The organism is Haemophilus haemolyticus M19501, assembly GCF_000222025.1.
Classification (GTDB): Bacteria; Pseudomonadota; Gammaproteobacteria; order Enterobacterales; family Pasteurellaceae; genus Haemophilus; species Haemophilus haemolyticus_G.
The window spans coordinates 1-19,120 of sequence record NZ_AFQO01000004.1; the positions used below are offsets into that span (position 1 = coordinate 1).

The following is a 19,120-nucleotide window of genomic DNA, read 5'->3' on the forward strand; positions in this document are numbered from 1 at the left end:
AGAAGAAAAAGCGCGTGGTATCACCATCAACACTTCACACGTTGAATACGATACAGCAACTCGTCACTACGCACACGTTGACTGTCCGGGACACGCTGACTATGTTAAAAACATGATTACTGGTGCGGCACAAATGGATGGTGCTATCTTAGTAGTAGCAGCAACTGATGGTCCTATGCCACAAACTCGTGAGCACATCTTATTAGGTCGCCAAGTAGGTGTTCCATACATCATCGTATTCTTAAACAAATGCGACATGGTAGATGACGAAGAGTTATTAGAATTAGTAGAAATGGAAGTTCGTGAACTTCTTTCTCAATATGACTTCCCAGGTGACGATACACCAATCGTACGTGGTTCTGCATTACAAGCATTAAACGGCGTAGCAGAATGGGAAGAAAAAATCCTTGAGTTAGCAAACCACTTAGATACTTATATCCCAGAACCAGAGCGTGCGATTGACCAACCGTTCCTTCTTCCAATCGAAGATGTGTTCTCAATCTCAGGTCGTGGTACAGTAGTAACTGGTCGTGTAGAACGTGGTATCATCCGTACTGGTGATGAAGTAGAAATCGTCGGTATCAAAGATACAGCGAAAACTACAGTAACAGGTGTTGAAATGTTCCGTAAATTACTTGACGAAGGTCGTGCAGGTGAAAACATCGGTGCATTATTACGTGGTACAAAACGTGAAGAAATCGAACGTGGTCAAGTATTAGCGAAACCAGGTTCAATCACGCCACACACTGACTTCGAATCAGAAGTGTACGTATTATCAAAAGAAGAAGGTGGTCGTCATACTCCATTCTTCAAAGGTTACCGTCCACAATTCTATTTCCGTACAACAGACGTAACTGGTACTATCGAATTACCAGAAGGCGTGGAAATGGTAATGCCTGGTGATAACATCAAAATGACAGTAAGCTTAATCCACCCAATCGCGATGGACCAAGGTTTACGTTTCGCAATCCGTGAAGGTGGCCGTACAGTAGGTGCTGGTGTTGTTGCGAAAATCATCAAATAATTGATGGATTCTTGAATGTCTTAAAGACAGAAAGAAGACAAGAGAAAGTGCGGGGAAAATTCTCCGCACTTTTTGTTTTTTATTCTATATCTGATATTTCGCTTGAGTATTTACTAAATTATTTGATTTTTATAGTGATAGCTGCGGTGAATAATTTTCAGTGATTCCAACAAGTTCTTCTATTGATATTAATTTTATCTTGCTGCTTTGAGGTAAAAGTGCGGTGAGATTTCTTGCTAAAATATCTTGTTTTAATATCATGCAATTCCCTTTACATTTTGCAAAATAATCAGGATATTTTACCGCCAATAGCACACCGTCTTGCCATAATACTACAGCATCTTTTTCTGTAATATATGAAAAATAGTCATCGAGTTCAGTTTTGGGATAATCTGATTGAGAAAATGTATAAAGCATAATATTCCTTAAAAAGTGAACAATTTTTCTGTTTGATTAAGCTTTTCTAGCAATAAAGAGCGGTCAATTTTTTCACAAGATAGGATAAGTTCTCTATTATCTAATTTAAATTTCTGCAAAGACGCTGTGCAGATAAAGCGTTGTTCTACATCATATAAATCTAATAATTTAAAGGTTCTAATGAAGTCTTTCTGTTGAATGATCTCAGGTTGTTGATGATTAATAAGATTTAGTACACCATCATCTATAAAAAATACGCCAACGTCATCTGGATCACAAAAAGTTGTTGCGGCAAGAATTGCATCTAAGCCTTCTCGTGAAATGGATGTGCCATGTGGAGATGTGCGAAATAAAAAGGCTATTTTCATAGGGTTATTACTCGATCTGCTTTTAAACTTGCTGCCATAAATTCGCCAAGGCCTGCAATTATGAATCTCTCTGCAAGATTATTGTGACCTGTACTGGCTGTTGTTAAGTTATCGACGATACCTCGTCGTTGAGATGCCGCAACACATAAATGCAAAGGAACATTGTGGGTTACGGAAAACATTTGCCAATGTTTTTGTAAATTAACTTCATCATTAGCTGGATACACTAATGCATTTCCGTTACTCACTCCATCTTGAAAGAAAAAAATCTGTGAGATTTCGTGTCCTTTTTTGATTAAGGCGTCTGCAAATTGATAAGCTAAAAATGCCCCTTGTTTTCCGTAAATAGGGCTTTTGACGGCGATAACATAGCGCATTATTCTTGCTCTTGTTTGATTTGGCGGATGTAGAGGTAAACCGTATGTCGGGATATATCTAAACGTTCTGCGACTAAATTAATCGCATCTTTAATATCAAAAATACCTTTTTCGTAAAGAGAAAGGACGATTTGTCGGTTTTTAGTATTATTGGCAACAGAGCGATCCGCATTGACTTCTTCTATTGTTTTTTCAATAGTCTGTGCAACCAAGTCTTCTACAGAACTCGCAAAATTAACCGAAGATGTTTCATTCGTATGCTCCGTTGGCATAAAGCATTGCAAAAATTGAGACACGGGCACATCTAAATTGATATTGATACAAAGCAAACCAATAATACGTTGAGTTTTATTACGAATAGCGATAGTCACTGATTTCATCAGTACGCTGCCTTTTGCTCGTGTAAAATAAGGCTTTGAAACACTTTCGCTTTGCATATTTCGTAGCGAACGTAAGGCAAGATCGGTGATTGGCGAGCCAACTTGTCGATTAGTGTTATGTCCGTTAGCAATACAAATAGCAGAATGTTCAATATCTTCTAGAGAATGAAGTACGATTTCGCAGTGTTCGCCAATAAGAGCGCTTACACCATCAACGACCGCTTGATAGGAATTTATGATAGTGCGATCTTCGTCAGTGAAAGGATATTTGTCGTTTAAAGTCATGGTGTTAGGTTAAAAGTGCGGTAAAAATTTCGCTCGTTTTTATAATAAAAAGCACGCGTTAAAGAACGCGCGCTATTAAACTTATTAATTATTTTGTAGCTTTTGGATTGACGTCTAATACTTCCACATCAAAAATTAATGTTGAATTTGGTGGAATAGATGCGCCAGCACCTTGTTCGCCATAGCCTAATTCAGGTGCAATAACTAATTGAATTTTTCCGCCTTTTTTCACTAATTGAAGACCTTCAGTCCAGCCTTTAATTACCTGATCAAGTTGGAATTCTACAGGTTGACCACGCTCTACGGAGCTATCAAATACTTTTCCATTTGGTAATTTACCAGTGTAATGTACTTTAACGGTATCTGTTGCTTTGATTGCATCGCCTTTACCTGCGTTTTCAATTTTGTACATTAAACCAGATTGTGTAGTTTTTACATCTTTACCTTTAGCAAATTCAGCACGGAATTTATCACCTTCTTCTTTTGCTTGTTTAGCAATAGATTCTGCTTTTGCTTTTGATGCAGCTATTAATTTTGCTTCAATAGATTCTAAGGTTTTTTGGATTTTTTCATCTTTACGAACATCCACTTTACCTTCTAAGGCATCTTTTAAACCATCTAAAATACGCGCATTATCATATTTGATGACTTCTTTGTGTGAATCTACAAGATCTTTCATTTGACCACCCATGAGCGTACCCACGGCATAAGATGCTGCTTTCTCATCGAATGCGCTATCCTCTGCAAAAACTTGGCCAGAAATCACCGCACTTACCATTAATGCTGCAATAGATAATTTTTGAATTTTTAACATATGAGTTAATCCTTTATAATGAATGGAATAATACGAGGAATAGATTAAATTGCTTTCTATCTATTCTCAACTTTTTTTTAGAATTTAGAGAAAATTTATGCAAATTCAACAAATGTTAGAAAATCGCATCGAGGAACTTGAAACGAAAATTGCATTTCAGGAACAGTTATTAGATGAATTAAATCACGCTTTAGTTCAACAGCAATTTGATATTGATAAAATGCAAGTCCAATTGCGTTATATGGCAAATAAATTAAAAGATTTTCAACCCTCTAACATTGCAAGCCAATCTGAAGAAACGCCACCGCCCCATTATTAATTGCTGCCATAAATTCGTACAAATGAAAAGGGCGCTTAATGCGCCCTTTAAATTACATTCCCAAATAATAATCAGCTAAATACTTGCCTGCTTATGCAAAGTATTTTTCCAAATCGTCACTACCGCCAATGTGTTTACCACCGATAAACACTTGTGGAACAGTAGTGCGACCTGAAACTGCACGTACGCTCACGATTGTTGCATCGTGACCTAATACGATTTCTTCAAAGCTTAAGCCTTTATCGTGTAAAAGTTGTTTTGCTTTTGCACAGAAAGGGCAGCCAGGTTTTGTGAAGATTGAAATAGACTCTTGCACTTGGTGTTGTGGCGCAAGGTATTTCAACATAGTGTCAGCATCGGATACTTTGAACGGATCGCCTGGTTCGTTTGGTTCGATAAACATTTTTTCAACTACGCCGTTTTTTACAAGCATAGAATAACGCCATGAACGTTTACCAAAACCTAAATCTTCTTTACCAACTAACATACCCATGCCTTCGGTAAATTCACCATTACCATCTGGAATGAAAGTGATGTTTTCAGATTTTTCATCTTCTTTCCATGCGTTCATTACGAAAGTATCATTTACAGATACAACAAGAATATCGTCTACACCGTATTTTTTGAATACTGGTGCTAATTCGTTGTAACGTGGTAAGTGTGATGATGAGCAAGTTGGAGTGAATGCGCCCGGTAATGAGAACACGATCACTGTTTTGTTATCAAATAATTCAGAGGTAGTTACATCAACCCATTTATCACCCTGACGAGTGCGGAATGTCACTTGAGGGACTTTTTTTCCTTCCATACTAGACATTGTTTTTTTTCTCCTATTGGTTGTTAATTTAAATTTTATGCGCTGTATTATAGGGAAAATTATGATATAGTCATAATCAATTAATTCTATTCTTTTAATTGAATTTTTCTATAGGGAAAATCTCATGAATATCCGTGATCTAGAATATCTTGTTGCCTTATCTGAACATAAACATTTCCGTCGTGCTGCCGATTCTTGTAATGTGAGTCAACCAACATTAAGTGGGCAAATTCGTAAGTTAGAAGATGAGCTTGGTATTATTTTGTTAGAACGCACTAGCCGTAAAGTGTTGTTTACTCAATCTGGGATGTTATTGGTTGATCAGGCTCGTACAGTTCTTCGAGAAGTAAAATTATTGAAAGAAATGGCGAGCAATCAAGGTAAAGAAATGACCGGGCCATTACACATCGGTTTAATCCCAACAGTTGGTCCTTATTTGCTCCCTTATATTGTACCAACGTTAAAAGCGGCATTCCCTGATTTAGAAGTTTTTCTTTATGAGGCGCAAACGCATCAATTATTAGAACAATTGGAAACGGGGCGTTTAGATTGTGCCATCGTTGCCACTGTTCCGGAAACTGAGGCTTTTATTGAAGTACCTATTTTCAACGAGAAAATGTTACTTGCCGTATCTGAGCATCATCCTTGGGCTCAAGAAAGTAAACTTCCAATGAACCAATTAAATGGTCAAGAAATGTTAATGCTTGATGATGGTCATTGTTTGCGTAATCAAGCGCTAGATTATTGCTTCACTGCTGGCGCAAAAGAAAATTCCCATTTCCAAGCGACTAGCCTTGAAACTTTGCGCAATATGGTGGCAGCAAATGCTGGTATCACTTTTATGCCTGAATTAGCGGTACTAAATGAAGGTACGCGCAAAGGTGTGAAATATATTCCTTGTTATTCGCCTGAGCCATCACGCACCATTGCGTTGGTTTATCGTCCTGGCTCACCATTGCGTAATCGTTATGAGCGTGTGGCAAGTGCGGTCAGCGATGAAGTTAAATCTATTCTAAGTGGGTTGAAATAATGGCTGGTGTTCGTGCTGTTCAAAAAGAAAAGACTCGTCGCGCTTTAGTGGATGCGGCATTTAATCAACTTAGCGCAGAAAAAAGTTTTTCTAATTTGAGTTTGAGAGAAGTTGCTCGCGAGGCTGGAATTGCGCCTACATCTTTCTATCGCCATTTTAGCGATATGGATGAACTTGGCTTAGAAATGGTGGATGAAGCTGGTTTGATGTTGCGCCAATTAATGCGCCAAGCGCGTAAACGTATTGATGCTGGCGGTAGCGTTATTTCTGTATCTGTGGATACATTTTTTGAATTTATCACTAACAGTACGAACGTTTTTCGTTTACTATTACGTGAAAGTTCAGGCACTTCTCAAGCTTTTCGTACTGCGGCAGCACGCGAAATTAAGCATTTTGTTGATGAGTTAGCAGAATATATTTCCTACAAACATCAATATTCGCAATATGTTGCTTATGTTCAAGCGGAAGGCATCGTAACAATCGTATTCACTGCAGGGGCTAATGCTTTAGATATGAGTAAAGCTGAACGTGAGCAACTTAAAGCTCGCGTGATTTTGCAATTGAGAATGCTTGCAAAAGGTGCTGATTTTGCAGCGAATAAGGAAAGAGGCAAGTAAGATAGTTTATATCTAGCCTATTAGTTTTCTCTTTGGGCTTAGATATTCACTATCTTTTATTTTTCCGAGTTATTTCTCATACCAAATTTTATTCACATAAAGTGTGATAAAACCTGAGGGCGTTTCTACCCGCACTTCGTCGTCTAATGTCTTTCCGATTAAAGCCCGAGCAACTGGGGAATCAATGGATATCCAATTTTTCGCAGGGGCAAATTCATCGCAACCGACGATACGATATTGCTTGATTTCACCATCTTCATTTTCCAATTCTACCCATGCCCCGAAGAAAACTTTTCCTTCTTGCTTTGGGTTGTAATCGACAATTTGTAGCACTTCCAATCTTTTAGTTAAAAAACGTACACGACGATCAATTTCACGTAATCGGCGTTTACCATAAATATATTCGGCATTTTCGCTACGGTCGCCTAAAGCAGCAGCATCTGAGACTGCTTGAGTGACTTTGGGGCGTTCTTCTTTCCACAAAAACTTGAGTTCTTGGTCAAGCTCATTCCAGCCTTGACGGGTAATATAATTTGATTTTGCCATAATAAAAATAAAAGAAAGTTTTTCGAATTATATTTGAGCCAACAGCCTAAAACCAGTATTCTATCCCCGTTTTTTCTCAAATCCTTTCATAACAAAGAAGTATGACAATGTTAAATCAACAAATTAGCCAAATTATTGCGGCTGAATTAACCGTTCAACCCCAACAAATCCTCGCCGCCATTCAATTATTAGATGATGGCAACACGATTCCATTTATTGCACGTTATCGTAAAGAAGCCACTGGAGGCTTAGATGACACCCAACTTCGTCATTTTGAAACCCGTTTAATTTATTTACGTGAATTAGAAGATCGTCGTCAAACTATTTTGAAATCTATTGAAGAGCAAGGGAAATTGACTGATGAATTACGTGACAAAATCCATGCGACACAAAGCAAAACCGAATTAGAAGATTTGTATTTGCCATACAAACCGAAACGTCGTACCAAAGGGCAAATTGCGATTGAAGCGGGTCTTGAGCCATTGGCTGATTTACTTTGGAACGAGCCAAAAAATGATCCAGAATCAACCGCACTTTCCTTTGTTGATGCTGAAAAAGGCGTAGCTGATAGCAAAACTGCGTTAGACGGTGCACGCTATATTTTAATGGAGCGTTTTGCTGAAGATGCGGGCTTATTAGCGAAAGTCCGTGATTATTTAGCGAAAAATGCCGTTATCGTATCCAAAGTGAGCGAAGGCAAGGAAACGGAAGGTGCAAAATTCCAAGATTATTTCGACCACCAAGAATTATTGAAAAATGTGCCTTCTCACCGTGCATTAGCCATGTTTCGTGGACGTAATAAGGGCATTTTACAATTAAGCTTAAATGCTGCTCCTGATGCAGAAGAGGGAAGTCGCCAAAGTTATTGTGAAGAGATTATTCGTGATTATTTAGATGTACGTTTTATTGATCAGCCAGCGGATAAATGGCGTGAGCAAGTGATTGCGTGGACATGGAAAATCAAAGTTTCGTTGCATTTAGAAACGGAATTAATGGCAAGTTTACGTGAAAAAGCGGAAGAAGAAGCCATTGATGTTTTCGCTCGAAATCTGACCGCACTTTTAATGGCGGCACCCGCTGGTGCGAAAAGTACTATGGGCTTGGACCCGGGCTTACGTACAGGTGTTAAAGTCGCGGTGGTGGATAACACAGGTAAATTATTAGATACCACTACCATTTATCCACACACGGGGCGTGAAGCCGAAGCACAAGTGGCGATTTTCAGCTTAATCCGCAAACATAACGTGGAGTTAATTGCCATTGGTAACGGTACAGCTTCTCGTGAAACAGAACGTTTTGCGAAAGAAGTGATTAAAGAAATTAAAGAAAATAAACCGCAAACCGTTGTGGTGAGCGAAGCGGGCGCATCCGTTTATTCCGCCTCTGAATTTGCCGCAAATGAATTCCCGAATTTAGATGTATCTTTACGTGGTGCGGTATCAATTGCGCGTCGTTTACAAGATCCATTAGCGGAATTAGTAAAAATCGAACCGAAAGCCATTGGTGTAGGGCAATATCAACACGATGTAAACCAAACCCAATTAGCACGTAAACTCGATGCGGTGGTGGAAGACTGTGTAAACGCAGTAGGGGTAGATTTGAATACGGCATCCGCTCCATTGCTTGCTCGTGTGGCTGGAATGACGAAAACCTTAGCGCAAAACATTGTGGAATACCGTGATGAAAATGGTCGTTTTGAAAGCCGTAGCGAATTGAAAAAAGTACCGCGTTTAGGGCCAAAAGCCTTTGAGCAATGTGCGGGCTTTATGCGTATTGCAGACGGGAAAAATCCACTTGATGCTTCAGGTGTTCACCCAGAAGCTTATCCTGTGGTCGAAAAAATTTTGCAAGCCACTGCGCAATCTATCCAAGATTTAATGGGTAATGCGGGTGTGGTACGTCAGCTTGATGCAAAACAATTCATTGATGAGCAATTTGGTTTACCGACCGTCCAAGATATTTTCAAAGAATTGGAAAAACCGGGGCGCGATCCGCGTGGTGAATTTAAAACTGCGGTATTCGCAGAAGGCGTGGAAGAAATCACCGATTTAAAACCAGGTATGATTTTAGAAGGTACCGTCACCAATGTGACCAACTTCGGCGCATTTGTGGATATTGGTGTTCACCAAGATGGTTTAGTACATATTTCATCATTAAGCGATAAATTCGTGGAAGATCCACATCAAGTGGTGAAAACCGGCGATATCGTGAAAGTGAAAGTGTTGGAAGTGGATGTGCCGCGTAAACGTATTGCGTTAACGATGCGATTAGATGAAAGTGCGGTCAAAAATGATGGCAAATCTGAGCGCACTTTATCTGCAAGACCTCGTGGAAATACCCAACGAGAGGAGCGTAGTTCAAGAGGTAATAATGCGATGGGCAATGCCTTTGCTGATGCGCTAAAAAATTGGAAAAAATAACAAGTTATAGGGCGAGATTATTCGCCCTTTTTTTATATCTTTCCTTTCCCGAAAAGCATCGCCAAAACGGCGATTTTTTGCTATAATCCCACCCAATTTTTATTTACAAAAGAATGAGATAAATTATGTCAGAAACGACCAATGATAACTATGGTGCATCGAGCATTAAAGTATTAAAAGGCCTTGATGCGGTGCGTAAACGTCCTGGTATGTATATCGGTGATACCGATGACGGTACTGGTTTGCACCATATGGTATTTGAAGTGGTGGATAATGCCATTGATGAAGCCCTCGCTGGCCATTGTTCCGATATTATCGTGACCATTCATGATGATAATTCAGTATCGGTGCAAGATGATGGGCGTGGTATTCCTGTGGATATTCACCCAGAAGAAGGCGTTTCTGCAGCTGAAGTTATCATGACAGTGCTTCATGCTGGCGGTAAATTTGACGATAACTCTTATAAAGTATCGGGCGGTTTACACGGTGTGGGCGTATCTGTAGTGAATGCGCTTTCTGATAAATTACAGTTAACTATTCGTCGTCAAGGTCATGTTCATGAGCAATTCTATCATTTAGGTGAGCCACAAGCGCCATTAACAGTGATTGGCGACACAGAGGCAACGGGGACAACAGTTCGTTTCTGGCCAAGCTCAGATATTTTTGCTATCACAACCTTTGATTACAAAATCTTAGCAAAACGCTTACGCGAGCTTTCTTTCTTGAACTCAGGCGTATCTATTCGTTTAATTGATAAACGTGATGGCTCTGAAGATCATTTCCATTACGAAGGTGGTATTCAAGCATTCGTCGAATATTTGAATAAAAATAAAAACCCAATTCATCCAAAGCCATTTTATTTTACAGCAGAGAAAGATGGCATCGGTGTAGAAGTCGCATTGCAGTGGAATGATGGTGTAAATGAAAACGTGTATTGCTTCACCAATAACATTCCTCAACGTGATGGCGGTACTCACCTAGCAGGTTTCCGTGGGGCTTTAACCCGTAGCTTAAATAGCTACATGGAAAACGAAGGTATGCTGAAAAAAGAAAAAGTGGCTACTTCAGGCGATGATGCACGTGAAGGTTTGGTGGCAATTATTTCAGTTAAAGTGCCTGATCCAAAATTCTCATCGCAAACTAAAGACAAACTCGTGTCTTCAGAAGTTAAAAGTGCGGTTGAATCTGCGATGAATGAAAAAATGCAGGAATATTTATTGGAAAATCCTGCAGATGCAAAAATCATTGTAAATCAAATTATTATGGCAGCTCGTGCGCGCGAAGCAGCACGAAAAGCGCGTGAAATGACGCGACGTAAAGGGGCATTAGATATTGCAGGTTTACCGGGTAAACTTGCAGACTGCCAAGAAAAAGATCCTGCGCTTTCTGAACTTTACTTAGTGGAGGGAGACTCCGCGGGTGGTTCTGCAAAAGTTGGTCGTGATCGTAAAACTCAAGCAATTTTACCATTGAAAGGTAAAATCTTAAACGTAGAAAAAGCACGCTTCGACAAAATGTTGTCTTCCCAAGAGGTGGGCACATTAATTACTGCTTTAGGCTGCGGTATCGGTCGTGATGAATATAATCCAGATAAATTACGTTATCATCATATCATTATCATGACTGATGCTGATGTGGATGGTTCTCACATTCGTACGTTGCTTTTAACGTTCTTCTATCGTCAAATGCCTGAACTTATTGAACGTGGTTATGTTTACATTGCTCAGCCGCCGCTTTACAAAGTGAAAAAAGGAAAACAAGAACGCTACATTAAAGATGCGGATGAAATGGAGCAATATGAATTAACGCTTGCTTTAGATGGCGCGGAATTATATATTAGCGTAAATGCACCAGCAATGAATGCCCTTGTATTTGAAAAATTGGTGGCAGAATATAACAGCGTGCAAAAACTTATCGGTCGCTTAAGTCGCCATTATCCAGCCCCTGTATTGCAAGGATTAATTTATCAGTCGCCAATTTCTGTTGAAATGATGAAAAACGAAAGTGCGATGGAAAATTGGGGTAAATCTTTTGTTGAACAACTGACTGCAAAAGAAACAGAAGCGCATCAATATTCAGTTCGTACACAATTTAATGCGGAACGCCAAGTGTATGAAGCAGTAATTACTGTTCGTAAACACGGTATTGATACCGATTATTTCTTGAATTTTGATTTTGTTCACGGCAATGAATACGCGAAAATTGTTTCTCTTAATAAACAACTCAATGGTTTATTAGAAGAAGGCGCTTATGTCACACGTGGTGAAAAAGTACAACCAGTACGTAGTTTTGAACAAGCCGTTGAATGGCTAGTGAAAGAATCTCGTAAAGGCCTTGAAGTACAACGTTATAAAGGACTTGGTGAAATGAACGCAGACCAACTTTGGGAAACTACAATGGATCCAAATTCACGTCGTATGTTGAAGGTTTCTATTAAGGACGCCGTTGCTGCGGATCAACTCTTCACGACTTTAATGGGAGATGAAGTTGAACCACGTCGTGAGTTCATTGAGCTGAATGCGTTAAGAGCAAATTTGGACGTATAAATTTTCGTCTATTTATATTCATGACTGAAAGGGCACCAAAGTGCCCTTTCTTTGTTTATCTTATTATTTCATATCAGGATTACTATTGGTTTTTTGAACTTAAGTGAGTAAACTAAATGCACTCATTTTCTCAACGGAGAACCTTTATGAAACCTTATCTTATCGCCCCATCAATTCTTTCTGCCGATCTTGCTCGTCTTGGTGATGATGTACAAAACGTACTTAATGCAGGCGCGGATGTTATTCATTTTGATGTTATGGATAATCATTATGTACCTAATCTCACTTTTGGGCCTGCGGTATGTCAAGCTTTACGTGATTATGGCATTACCGCACCGATAGATGTGCATTTAATGGTAAAACCCGTCGATCGCATTATTCCCGATTTTGCTAAAGCAGGTGCGAATTACATCACTTTTCACCCAGAATCTAGCGAACATATTGACCGCTCTTTGCAGCTTATTCGCGATTGTGGTTGTAAATCTGGATTAGTTTTTAATCCTGCGACGCCGTTGAGCTATTTAGATTACGTTTTGGATAAAGTGGATGTGGTTTTATTAATGTCAGTTAATCCCGGATTTGGCGGACAATCTTTTATTCCAGCAACATTGAAGAAATTACAACAGGCTCGTAAGATCATTGATGAAAGTGGTTATGACATTCGTCTTGAAGTAGATGGTGGCGTGAAGGTTGATAACATCGCAGAAATAGCCGCGGCAGGTGCTGATATGTTTGTGGCAGGTTCCGCAATTTTTGGTAAGCCAGATTATAAACAAGTTATTGACCAAATGCGTACTCAGTTAGCAAGTGTTAGCGCATAACCGTTATTTTAATAAAATACGATCGTAATAGAACAGAGAAAAACAATGAACACACAATTTAAACTTATTGGCTTTGATTTAGACGGCACCTTGGTAAATAGCTTGCCTGATTTAGAGTTATCCGTAAATTCTGCCTTGGCTGAATTTGATTTACCGAAAGCGCCAGAAGAATTAGTTTTAACTTGGATCGGTAATGGCGCGCCTGTATTAATTGCCCGTGCGTTAGATTGGGCGAAAAAACAAACAGGAAAAGTGCTAACTGAAACAGAGGTTAAGCAAGTAACAGAACGTTTTAATTTTTATTATGGCGAGAATTTATGTAATGTCAGCCGCTTGTATCCAAATGTAAAAGAAACTTTAGAAATCCTGAAAGAAAAAGGCTATGTCCTAGCAGTTGTTACCAATAAACCGACAAAGCATGTTCAGCCAGTATTGGCCGCATTTGGCATTGATCATTTATTTAGTGAAATGTTGGGCGGTCAATCCTTACCTGCCATTAAGCCACATCCAGCCCCACTTTATTATTTATGCGGAAAATTTGGTTTTGAACCACGCCAAGTGCTTTTCGTGGGCGATTCTAAAAATGATATTATCGCAGGTCACGCTGCGGGCTGTGCAGTTGTTGGTTTAACTTACGGCTACAATTACAATATCCCTATCCGTGAATCCAATCCAGATTGGGTGTTTGATGATTTTGCCCAGCTATTAAGTATTCTTTAAGTTTTCCATCTAATAAAAAGTGCGGTTAATTTTTACCGCACTTTTGTTATCTACTTAATTGATTTTAAAGAATGTTTGAAAATTCTTCTAACATTTCTTTTGGCCATACGCTTGATTGCACTTCACCGATATGTTTTTTACGAAGTAAAAGCATCGCTAAGCGAGATTGACCGATACCACCGCCGATAGTTAATGGCAATTTCCCGTTTAATAAATCTTGGTGCCAATCCATTTTTAAACGGTCTTCATCGCCTGTTAAGCCAACTTGTAAACGTAATGCACTTTCATCTACGCGGATACCCATTGAGGAAAGTTCAAAGGCTTTGCCTAATTGGTCGTTCCATACCAAAATATCGCCGTTTAAACCTTTGTAGCCATTTTCAGATTCTGTTGTCCAGTCATCATAATCTGGTGCGCGGCCATCGTGAGGTTTGCCATCTGAAAGTTTGCCGCCAATGCCGATTAAGAATACTGCGCCGTATTCTTTACAAATTGCGTTTTCACGTTCTTTACTGCTTAAATCTGGATAGCGTTTTACTAAATCTTCGCTGTGCACAAAGGTAATATGTTTTGGAAGAATGGAAGGAATATCAAAACGTGCTTCTACGGCTAATTCTGTTAAACGAATAGCACGATAAATAGAATTTACCGTTTCTTTTAAGTATGCAAAGTTACGACGACCTTCAGGAATCACTTTTTCCCAGTCCCATTGATCCACATAAACAGAGTGAGTCGGATCAAGTGAGTCTTCATCTGGGCGCAATGCTTTCATATGAACAAACAAGCCTTCGCCTTCTTTAAAGTTGAAGCGAGCAAGGGTATGGCGTTTCCATTTAGCAAGAGAATGTACTACTTCAAATACGGCATTTGGAATACATTTCACATTAACTTGAACGGCTTTTTCAATGCCAGATAAGTTATCTTGCATTCCGTTACCCACTTGGCTCAAAATTGGACCTTGTACTTCAATAATACCAAGTTGTTCAATAAGATTTTGGGTGAAGGTGTTCTTCACAAAACTGATTTCTTGTTGTTGTAAAATAAATGTCTTTTTCATTTTGATAACCTTTTTTAATGAGGAATAATATTTTTGAGTATTATTCAATAAATTATGATTTTATTTCAAGTATTTTATTTACTTTCTTATTTTGATTGAATAATATCTAATTAAGTAATGAAAAGTTAAATAAAATCTAAAGGAGGTTATTTTATGCACAATATTGACAGTTTAGATCGGCAAATTTTACGTGTACTTACCAAAGATGCGAGAACTCCCTATGCCGAAATGGCTAAAAATTTTGGTGTCAGCCCAGGAACGATTCATGTGCGGGTAGAAAAAATGCGTCAATCGGGCATTATTGAAGGCACGAAGGTGATCATTGATGAGCGTAAATTAGGTTATGACGTATGCTGTTTTATCGGTATTATTCTAAAAAGTGCAAAAGATTATGAGAAAGTGATCAAAAAGCTAGAAAGTTTTGATGAAGTAGTGGAAGCCTATTATACAACGGGTAATTACTCTATTTTCTTAAAGGTGATGACACACACAATCGCAGAATTACATTCTGTTTTGGCGACCAAGATTCAGTTAATAGATGAAATTCAATCCACTGAAACCTTGATTTCAATGCAAAATCCAATTTTTCGAGATATTAAACCTTAAGAACGTAGAAAAGTGCGGTGAAATTTTTATTCAAATTTATCCTGATGTTTAAATTTCAATAAATCTCTCCGCTCTTTTTTGTTTGGGCGACGATCAGGATGGGGCATTGAAAGCGAATTGTTTTTTCTTGCCCACGCGATTTCTTCTCTTTTTTTCACGCTACTTTCGGTTTCTTGATAGAGTAATTGTGCTTCTGGTGCACCTCGGCGTTGATCGCTTAAGGCGATAATTTTTATTTCTTTTTCTTCGTTTCCTTGACGAAGTTTTAACATTGCGCCTACTTCCACAATTTTACTTACTTTCGCACGTTGATTGTTGTAATGCACTTTGCCACTTTCAATCATGGCTTTAGCAATGCTACGTGTTTTGTAGAATCGCGCAGCCCACAACCATTTGTCTAAACGAATACCTTCTTTTTCTGCCATTATTTTCTCCTTATTTTGATTCGACAAAATAGTACCACAAAGTATGCTAATGAACTGTTATTAAAAATTTTATTCTTTAATAAGATTTTTATTAAATGAAAAAAAATCAAAACAGGTTAATTTAAACATTTTTCAATAAAACAAAATTTATGTTAAAAAAACTTGAAAAATGATCAAATTTTTGACAAGGTTGAGCGGTTTTCTTTTTTTAAACTCAAGGAACATTTTTATGCATAACGAAAACTTAAAAGAATTGACCGTTCGAGGAATTATCCTCGGCGCATTGATTACAGTGATTTTCACTGCATCCAATGTGTATCTCGGTCTAAAAGTGGGGATGACATTCGCGTCATCTATTCCATCTGCTGTGATTTCTATGGCAGTACTCAAATTTTTCAAAGATTCTAGCATTCTTGAAAATAATATGGTGCAAACTCAAGCATCTTCAGCGGGGACACTTTCTTCTGTGATCTTCGTCTTACCAGGCTTATTAATGATGGGTTACTGGCAAGACTTCCCATTCTGGCAAACTATGCTGATTTGTGCTGCGGGTGGTACATTAGGCGTGTTATTCACTATTCCGTTACGCCGTGCGATGGTGGTAAACAGTGATTTACCTTATCCTGAAGGTGTAGCTGCTGCAGAAATCTTAAAAGCAGGTAATCATGCAGATGGCGATAGCGGTGTGAAAGATATTGCTTACGGTGGTGTTTTAGCAGGATTAGTTGCATTTTTAACGAACGGTTTACGTGTTATGGCTGATGGCGCAAGTGCTTGGATTCAAACGAGTAAAGCGGCTTTCCAATTGCCAATGGGCTTTTCATTCGCCTTGCTCGGTGCGGGTTATTTAATTGGTATCGTGGGCGGTATCGCTATGTTAGTGGGTGTTATTTTGACTTGGGGTGTGGCAGTGCCATATTTCACAATGTCAGGAGATATTGCCGCGGATGCAAGTTTAATTGATGCTGCGATGGCTGTTTGGAAAACCAAAGTACGTTATATTGGTGTGGGTACAATTGGTATCGCTGCGATTTGGACATTGCTGATTTTAATGAAACCAATGATTGAAGGAATGGTTCATTCTTTCCGTATGCTGAAAGGTGGACAAGAGGCATCGGAACATCGTATTGATATTGACCTTTCTCCAAAAACAATGATTTATATCTTAATTGCGACGGTTGCGTTAATTGTTATTTCATTACATCACTTTATTGCAGCGGCACCAATTTCGCCTGAGCTTTCCATTTTATTAGTGGTAGTTTGTACTTTCTTAGCGGTATTTATTGGCTTCTTCGTGGCTGCGGCTTCTGGTTATATGGCTGGTTTAGTGGGTTCATCTTCAAGCCCAATTTCTGGTATCGGAATTATTTCTGTTATCGTGATTTCATTAGTATTGGTGTCAATCGGTAATGCCTCGGGCTTATTTGAAACCGTAGATGGTCAGAAATTTTTAACCGCACTTACATTGTTTACGGCATCTATTGTAATCACTACCGCCTGTATTTCTAATGATAATCTACAAGATTTAAAAACGGGCTTATTAGTTGAAGCGACACCTTGGCGACAACAAGTCGCATTAATTATCGGTTGCTTTGTCGGTGCGCTTGTTATTGCGCCTGTATTAGAAATTTTATACCACGCTTATGGTTTCAGTGGTGCATTGCCGCGTCCAGATATGGATCCGTCACAAGCCTTATCTGCACCACAAGCAACGTTAATGACCACCATTTCTCAAGGTATTTTCACAAATAAATTGGAATGGACTTATATCTTAACTGGTGTGGGCTTAGGTGCTGTGTTAATTACGATTGATGCGTTTTTGAAAAAAGTCAGCAACAAAGTCTTTGGCTTGCCAGTTATTGCTGTGGGGATTGGTATTTACTTACCGCCATCAATTAATATGCCTGTGATTGTTGGTGCATTCTTAGCGTGGATTATGGCTCGCCATATTGCAAAACTTGGTAACAAAGAAGTGTCAGCTAAAGCAGAACGTTTCGGTACGCTTTTCTCTGCAGGTTTAATTGTAGGCGAAAGTTTAATGGGGGTAATTTTAGCATTCATTATTGCGGCTTCTGTTACCACTGGTGGTTCTGAAGCGCCATTATCCTTAAATCTTGAAAACTGGGATACTATTGGCGAGTGGTTAGGGTTAATCGTATTTATCGTGGGCATTGTGATTTTTGCATCTCGCGTATTACGTGCGAAAAAATCTGATTAATCCTTAAATTTATTTTAGAATAGGCTATCTTTTGGATAGCCTATTTTTTTATTATGAAATCTTACTTAAAAACACTTATTTTTTTCCCTCTGATTTTACAGGTAATCGTCACCGCACTTTTGATTTGGTTCGATGATGATTCAAGTGGCGTTATCGTTCCTTTTTCTAGCTATGCTCTCACAGCATTTCTTCTTGCCACCATTCCTGCATTTTTAACCGCACTTTTAGCCGCAAAATTCCGTTACACACGTTATAACATTGCTTCGATTGTATTAGTTTCATCGATTATTTCATTTGTTTACTGCAATATGGCATCTTATTTTTATTTGTTATTGCTAGGTGAACAAGACACTTCCTTTTGGGGCTGGTTGACCGAAGGGGGATTGTCCCTCGGGTTAATAAGCACATGCGGAATGGTTTTTTATGCTCTATTTGTGATGCCGTGGTTGCTGCCAAAAACAAGAGAATAATTTTATGCTGACGCTAAACGAACATTTACTTAACCAAGTATTGTTGATTGCTTATCAAGCAGGTAAGCATTTGCAACAGTTTTATCAAAAACAGGTTCATGTTGAATTGAAAGAAGACAACACGCCTGTGACGGAAGCGGATCTTTTTGTGAGCCAATTTTTAACAGAAAAATTGACCGCACTTTTCCCTAATGTTCCCGTTCTTTCTGAAGAAAATTGTCATATTTCCTTTGATGAACGTAAAAATTGGAAAGAATATTGGTTGATTGATCCTCTTGATGGCACACAACAATTTATTAATCGTACCGATCAATTTTCTGTGTTGATTACTCTAGTTCGTAAAAATAAACCAGTGTTAAGCGTTATTCATGCGCCAATTTTATCGATAACTTATTATGCAATGCGTGATTTCGGCGCGTTTAAAAAACAACTGGATCAGGTAAAAAAACTCACTAAAAACACGACAAATTTTGACCGCCCTTTACGAATTGCAGTAGGTGCAACCACTTTACAAGAAAAAGTGCGGTCGATTTTACCGAAGGATTTTCCTTGTGAATTTGTTGTGGTCGGTTCAAGTAGTTTAAAAAGTGGTTTGGTGGCTGAAGGTGCAGTAGATTGTTATGTTCGTTTAGGACAAACAGGCGAATGGGATACAGCTGGTGCTGAAGTGCTGCTGGGGGAAACTCACGGTGCCATTTTTGACTCTCATTTTGAGCCTTTAACCTATAACCAGCGTGAAACCTTGATTAATCCGCATTTTGTCATGGTGGGTGATCAATCGTGCGATTGGCGTTCTGTCTTTCAATTTAATTGATTGGTTCGATTGGTTTTTTTCTCTAGAAT

At 38.8% G+C, this 19,120-nt stretch carries 21 protein-coding genes; 12 read left to right on the forward strand and 9 right to left on the reverse strand.

Annotated elements, in window-relative coordinates; genetic code table 11:
* Window positions 1–1,024 (forward strand): elongation factor Tu (gene tuf / locus GG9_RS0108530; protein WP_032825039.1); only part of this gene is annotated, 1,024 nt, incomplete at its 5' end.
* A 129-nt stretch (window positions 1,025–1,153) separates the two neighbouring features.
* Here the strand turns inward: tuf and GG9_RS06685 are convergent.
* The 5 genes from GG9_RS06685 to fkpA all read right to left on the reverse strand — a co-directional run bounded on the left by GG9_RS06685 (window position 1,154) and on the right by fkpA (window position 3,665).
* Entirely contained in the window at window positions 1,154–1,441 is a 288-nt protein-coding gene (locus tag GG9_RS06685) for a DsrH/TusB family sulfur relay protein (protein WP_005630525.1), read from the reverse strand.
* Window positions 1,442–1,449: 8 nt separating this feature from the next.
* Window positions 1,450–1,809: a sulfurtransferase complex subunit TusC gene (gene tusC, locus GG9_RS06680; protein ID WP_005630526.1), complete on the reverse strand. Its 360-nt coding sequence runs from the start codon at window positions 1,807–1,809 to the stop codon at window positions 1,450–1,452.
* Window positions 1,806–2,186 (reverse strand): sulfurtransferase complex subunit TusD, encoded by a 381-nt coding sequence (tusD, locus tag GG9_RS06675; RefSeq protein WP_005630527.1) that lies wholly within the window; start codon window positions 2,184–2,186, stop codon window positions 1,806–1,808. Before tusD ends, tusC begins: the two co-directional genes overlap by 4 nt.
* Window positions 2,186–2,851 carry a helix-turn-helix transcriptional regulator gene (locus GG9_RS06670; RefSeq protein ID WP_005630528.1) on the reverse strand — a complete coding sequence of 222 codons (666 nt, stop codon included), beginning with the start codon at window positions 2,849–2,851 and terminating at the stop codon, window positions 2,186–2,188. Before GG9_RS06670 ends, tusD begins: the two co-directional genes overlap by 1 nt.
* Window positions 2,852–2,939: 88 nt before the next feature.
* Window positions 2,940–3,665 (reverse strand): FKBP-type peptidyl-prolyl cis-trans isomerase, encoded by a 726-nt coding sequence (gene fkpA / locus GG9_RS06665; RefSeq protein WP_005630529.1) that lies wholly within the window; start codon window positions 3,663–3,665, stop codon window positions 2,940–2,942.
* A 97-nt stretch (window positions 3,666–3,762) separates the two neighbouring features.
* Between fkpA and GG9_RS06660 the strand changes: the two genes are divergently transcribed.
* Window positions 3,763–3,984 carry a SlyX family protein gene (locus GG9_RS06660; protein ID WP_005630530.1) on the forward strand — a complete coding sequence of 74 codons (222 nt, stop codon included), beginning with the start codon at window positions 3,763–3,765 and terminating at the stop codon, window positions 3,982–3,984.
* 91 nt (window positions 3,985–4,075) lie between these two features.
* Here GG9_RS06660 and pgdx read toward each other — a convergent pair whose 3' ends face one another.
* On the reverse strand, window positions 4,076–4,801 hold the full coding sequence (gene pgdx, locus GG9_RS06655) for a hybrid peroxiredoxin PGdx (RefSeq protein ID WP_005630531.1): 726 nt from the start codon (window positions 4,799–4,801) through the stop codon (window positions 4,076–4,078).
* Between the two features lie 124 nt (window positions 4,802–4,925).
* Between pgdx and oxyR the strand changes: the two genes are divergently transcribed.
* Complete coding sequence (oxyR, locus tag GG9_RS06650; protein WP_005630532.1) at window positions 4,926–5,831, forward strand: DNA-binding transcriptional regulator OxyR; 906 nt, start codon at window positions 4,926–4,928, stop codon at window positions 5,829–5,831.
* Entirely contained in the window at window positions 5,831–6,448 is a 618-nt protein-coding gene (gene fabR / locus GG9_RS06645; protein WP_005629669.1) for an HTH-type transcriptional repressor FabR, read from the forward strand. Before oxyR ends, fabR begins: the two co-directional genes overlap by 1 nt.
* A gap of 69 nt (window positions 6,449–6,517) precedes the next feature.
* Here the strand turns inward: fabR and greB are convergent, their stop codons facing one another.
* A complete protein-coding gene (greB, locus tag GG9_RS06640; protein ID WP_005630533.1) occupies window positions 6,518–6,994 on the reverse strand; it encodes a transcription elongation factor GreB in 477 nt (158 codons plus the stop codon).
* A gap of 107 nt (window positions 6,995–7,101) precedes the next feature.
* Between greB and GG9_RS06635 the strand changes: the two genes are divergently transcribed.
* The 4 genes from GG9_RS06635 (at window position 7,102) to GG9_RS06620 (ending at window position 13,501) form a co-directional block, all read left to right on the forward strand.
* Window positions 7,102–9,414, forward strand: coding sequence for a Tex family protein (locus tag GG9_RS06635; protein ID WP_005630534.1), 2,313 nt, complete (start codon window positions 7,102–7,104; stop codon window positions 9,412–9,414).
* A 125-nt stretch (window positions 9,415–9,539) separates the two neighbouring features.
* Complete coding sequence (gene gyrB / locus GG9_RS06630) at window positions 9,540–11,960, forward strand: DNA topoisomerase (ATP-hydrolyzing) subunit B (protein ID WP_005630535.1); 2,421 nt, start codon at window positions 9,540–9,542, stop codon at window positions 11,958–11,960.
* Window positions 11,961–12,106: 146 nt separating this feature from the next.
* A complete protein-coding gene (gene rpe, locus GG9_RS06625) occupies window positions 12,107–12,781 on the forward strand; it encodes a ribulose-phosphate 3-epimerase (RefSeq protein WP_005630536.1) in 675 nt (224 codons plus the stop codon).
* Window positions 12,782–12,826: 45 nt separating this feature from the next.
* The gene (locus GG9_RS06620; protein WP_005630538.1) at window positions 12,827–13,501 is read left to right on the forward strand and encodes a phosphoglycolate phosphatase; all 675 of its coding nucleotides are present in this window, start codon (window positions 12,827–12,829) and stop codon (window positions 13,499–13,501) included.
* Between the two features lie 64 nt (window positions 13,502–13,565).
* On the opposite strand, the gene asnA is transcribed toward GG9_RS06620, so the two are convergent.
* Window positions 13,566–14,558: an aspartate--ammonia ligase gene (gene asnA, locus GG9_RS06615; RefSeq protein ID WP_005630541.1), complete on the reverse strand. Its 993-nt coding sequence runs from the start codon at window positions 14,556–14,558 to the stop codon at window positions 13,566–13,568.
* Window positions 14,559–14,711: 153 nt separating this feature from the next.
* Here asnA and asnC point away from each other — a divergent pair, with 153 nt between their 5' ends.
* Window positions 14,712–15,164, forward strand: a complete 453-nt coding sequence (gene asnC, locus GG9_RS06610) for a transcriptional regulator AsnC (protein WP_005630543.1) — start codon at window positions 14,712–14,714, stop codon at window positions 15,162–15,164.
* A gap of 26 nt (window positions 15,165–15,190) precedes the next feature.
* Here the strand turns inward: asnC and hslR are convergent, their stop codons facing one another.
* Window positions 15,191–15,589: a ribosome-associated heat shock protein Hsp15 gene (hslR, locus tag GG9_RS06605; protein WP_005630545.1), complete on the reverse strand. Its 399-nt coding sequence runs from the start codon at window positions 15,587–15,589 to the stop codon at window positions 15,191–15,193.
* 229 nt (window positions 15,590–15,818) lie between these two features.
* On the opposite strand from hslR, the gene GG9_RS06600 reads away from it, so the two are divergent.
* Genes GG9_RS06600 through cysQ form a run of 3 tightly spaced genes read left to right on the forward strand, consistent with a single transcriptional unit; the run spans window position 15,819 to window position 19,091 of the window.
* A complete protein-coding gene (locus tag GG9_RS06600; RefSeq protein ID WP_005630547.1) occupies window positions 15,819–17,807 on the forward strand; it encodes an OPT family oligopeptide transporter in 1,989 nt (662 codons plus the stop codon).
* A gap of 53 nt (window positions 17,808–17,860) precedes the next feature.
* Window positions 17,861–18,277, forward strand: a complete 417-nt coding sequence (locus tag GG9_RS06595; protein WP_005630549.1) for a hypothetical protein — start codon at window positions 17,861–17,863, stop codon at window positions 18,275–18,277.
* Between the two features lie 4 nt (window positions 18,278–18,281).
* Entirely contained in the window at window positions 18,282–19,091 is an 810-nt protein-coding gene (gene cysQ / locus GG9_RS06590; RefSeq protein WP_005630551.1) for a 3'(2'),5'-bisphosphate nucleotidase CysQ, read from the forward strand.
* Window positions 19,092–19,120 lie beyond the last annotated feature (29 nt).

What these genes read in the sequence shown, in the direction of transcription:
- GG9_RS06660 (WP_005630530.1), top strand. Translation starts at nt 3,763, where the DNA reads ATGCAAATTCAACAAATGTTAGAAAATCGCATCGAGGAACTTGAAACG.
- GG9_RS06600 (WP_005630547.1), top strand. Translation starts at nt 15,819, where the DNA reads ATGCATAACGAAAACTTAAAAGAATTGACCGTTCGAGGAATTATCCTC.
- asnC (WP_005630543.1), top strand. Translation starts at nt 14,712, where the DNA reads ATGCACAATATTGACAGTTTAGATCGGCAAATTTTACGTGTACTTACC.
- pgdx (WP_005630531.1), bottom strand. Translation starts at nt 4,801, where the DNA reads ATGTCTAGTATGGAAGGAAAAAAAGTCCCTCAAGTGACATTCCGCACT.
- rpe (WP_005630536.1), top strand. Translation starts at nt 12,107, where the DNA reads ATGAAACCTTATCTTATCGCCCCATCAATTCTTTCTGCCGATCTTGCT.
- asnA (WP_005630541.1), bottom strand. Translation starts at nt 14,558, where the DNA reads ATGAAAAAGACATTTATTTTACAACAACAAGAAATCAGTTTTGTGAAG.
- hslR (WP_005630545.1), bottom strand. Translation starts at nt 15,589, where the DNA reads ATGGCAGAAAAAGAAGGTATTCGTTTAGACAAATGGTTGTGGGCTGCG.
- greB (WP_005630533.1), bottom strand. Translation starts at nt 6,994, where the DNA reads ATGGCAAAATCAAATTATATTACCCGTCAAGGCTGGAATGAGCTTGAC.
- oxyR (WP_005630532.1), top strand. Translation starts at nt 4,926, where the DNA reads ATGAATATCCGTGATCTAGAATATCTTGTTGCCTTATCTGAACATAAA.
- GG9_RS06635 (WP_005630534.1), top strand. Translation starts at nt 7,102, where the DNA reads ATGTTAAATCAACAAATTAGCCAAATTATTGCGGCTGAATTAACCGTT.
- fkpA (WP_005630529.1), bottom strand. Translation starts at nt 3,665, where the DNA reads ATGTTAAAAATTCAAAAATTATCTATTGCAGCATTAATGGTAAGTGCG.
- GG9_RS06595 (WP_005630549.1), top strand. Translation starts at nt 17,861, where the DNA reads ATGAAATCTTACTTAAAAACACTTATTTTTTTCCCTCTGATTTTACAG.
- tusC (WP_005630526.1), bottom strand. Translation starts at nt 1,809, where the DNA reads ATGAAAATAGCCTTTTTATTTCGCACATCTCCACATGGCACATCCATT.
- gyrB (WP_005630535.1), top strand. Translation starts at nt 9,540, where the DNA reads ATGTCAGAAACGACCAATGATAACTATGGTGCATCGAGCATTAAAGTA.
- GG9_RS06670 (WP_005630528.1), bottom strand. Translation starts at nt 2,851, where the DNA reads ATGACTTTAAACGACAAATATCCTTTCACTGACGAAGATCGCACTATC.
- cysQ (WP_005630551.1), top strand. Translation starts at nt 18,282, where the DNA reads ATGCTGACGCTAAACGAACATTTACTTAACCAAGTATTGTTGATTGCT.
- tusD (WP_005630527.1), bottom strand. Translation starts at nt 2,186, where the DNA reads ATGCGCTATGTTATCGCCGTCAAAAGCCCTATTTACGGAAAACAAGGG.
- GG9_RS06685 (WP_005630525.1), bottom strand. Translation starts at nt 1,441, where the DNA reads ATGCTTTATACATTTTCTCAATCAGATTATCCCAAAACTGAACTCGAT.
- fabR (WP_005629669.1), top strand. Translation starts at nt 5,831, where the DNA reads ATGGCTGGTGTTCGTGCTGTTCAAAAAGAAAAGACTCGTCGCGCTTTA.
- GG9_RS06620 (WP_005630538.1), top strand. Translation starts at nt 12,827, where the DNA reads ATGAACACACAATTTAAACTTATTGGCTTTGATTTAGACGGCACCTTG.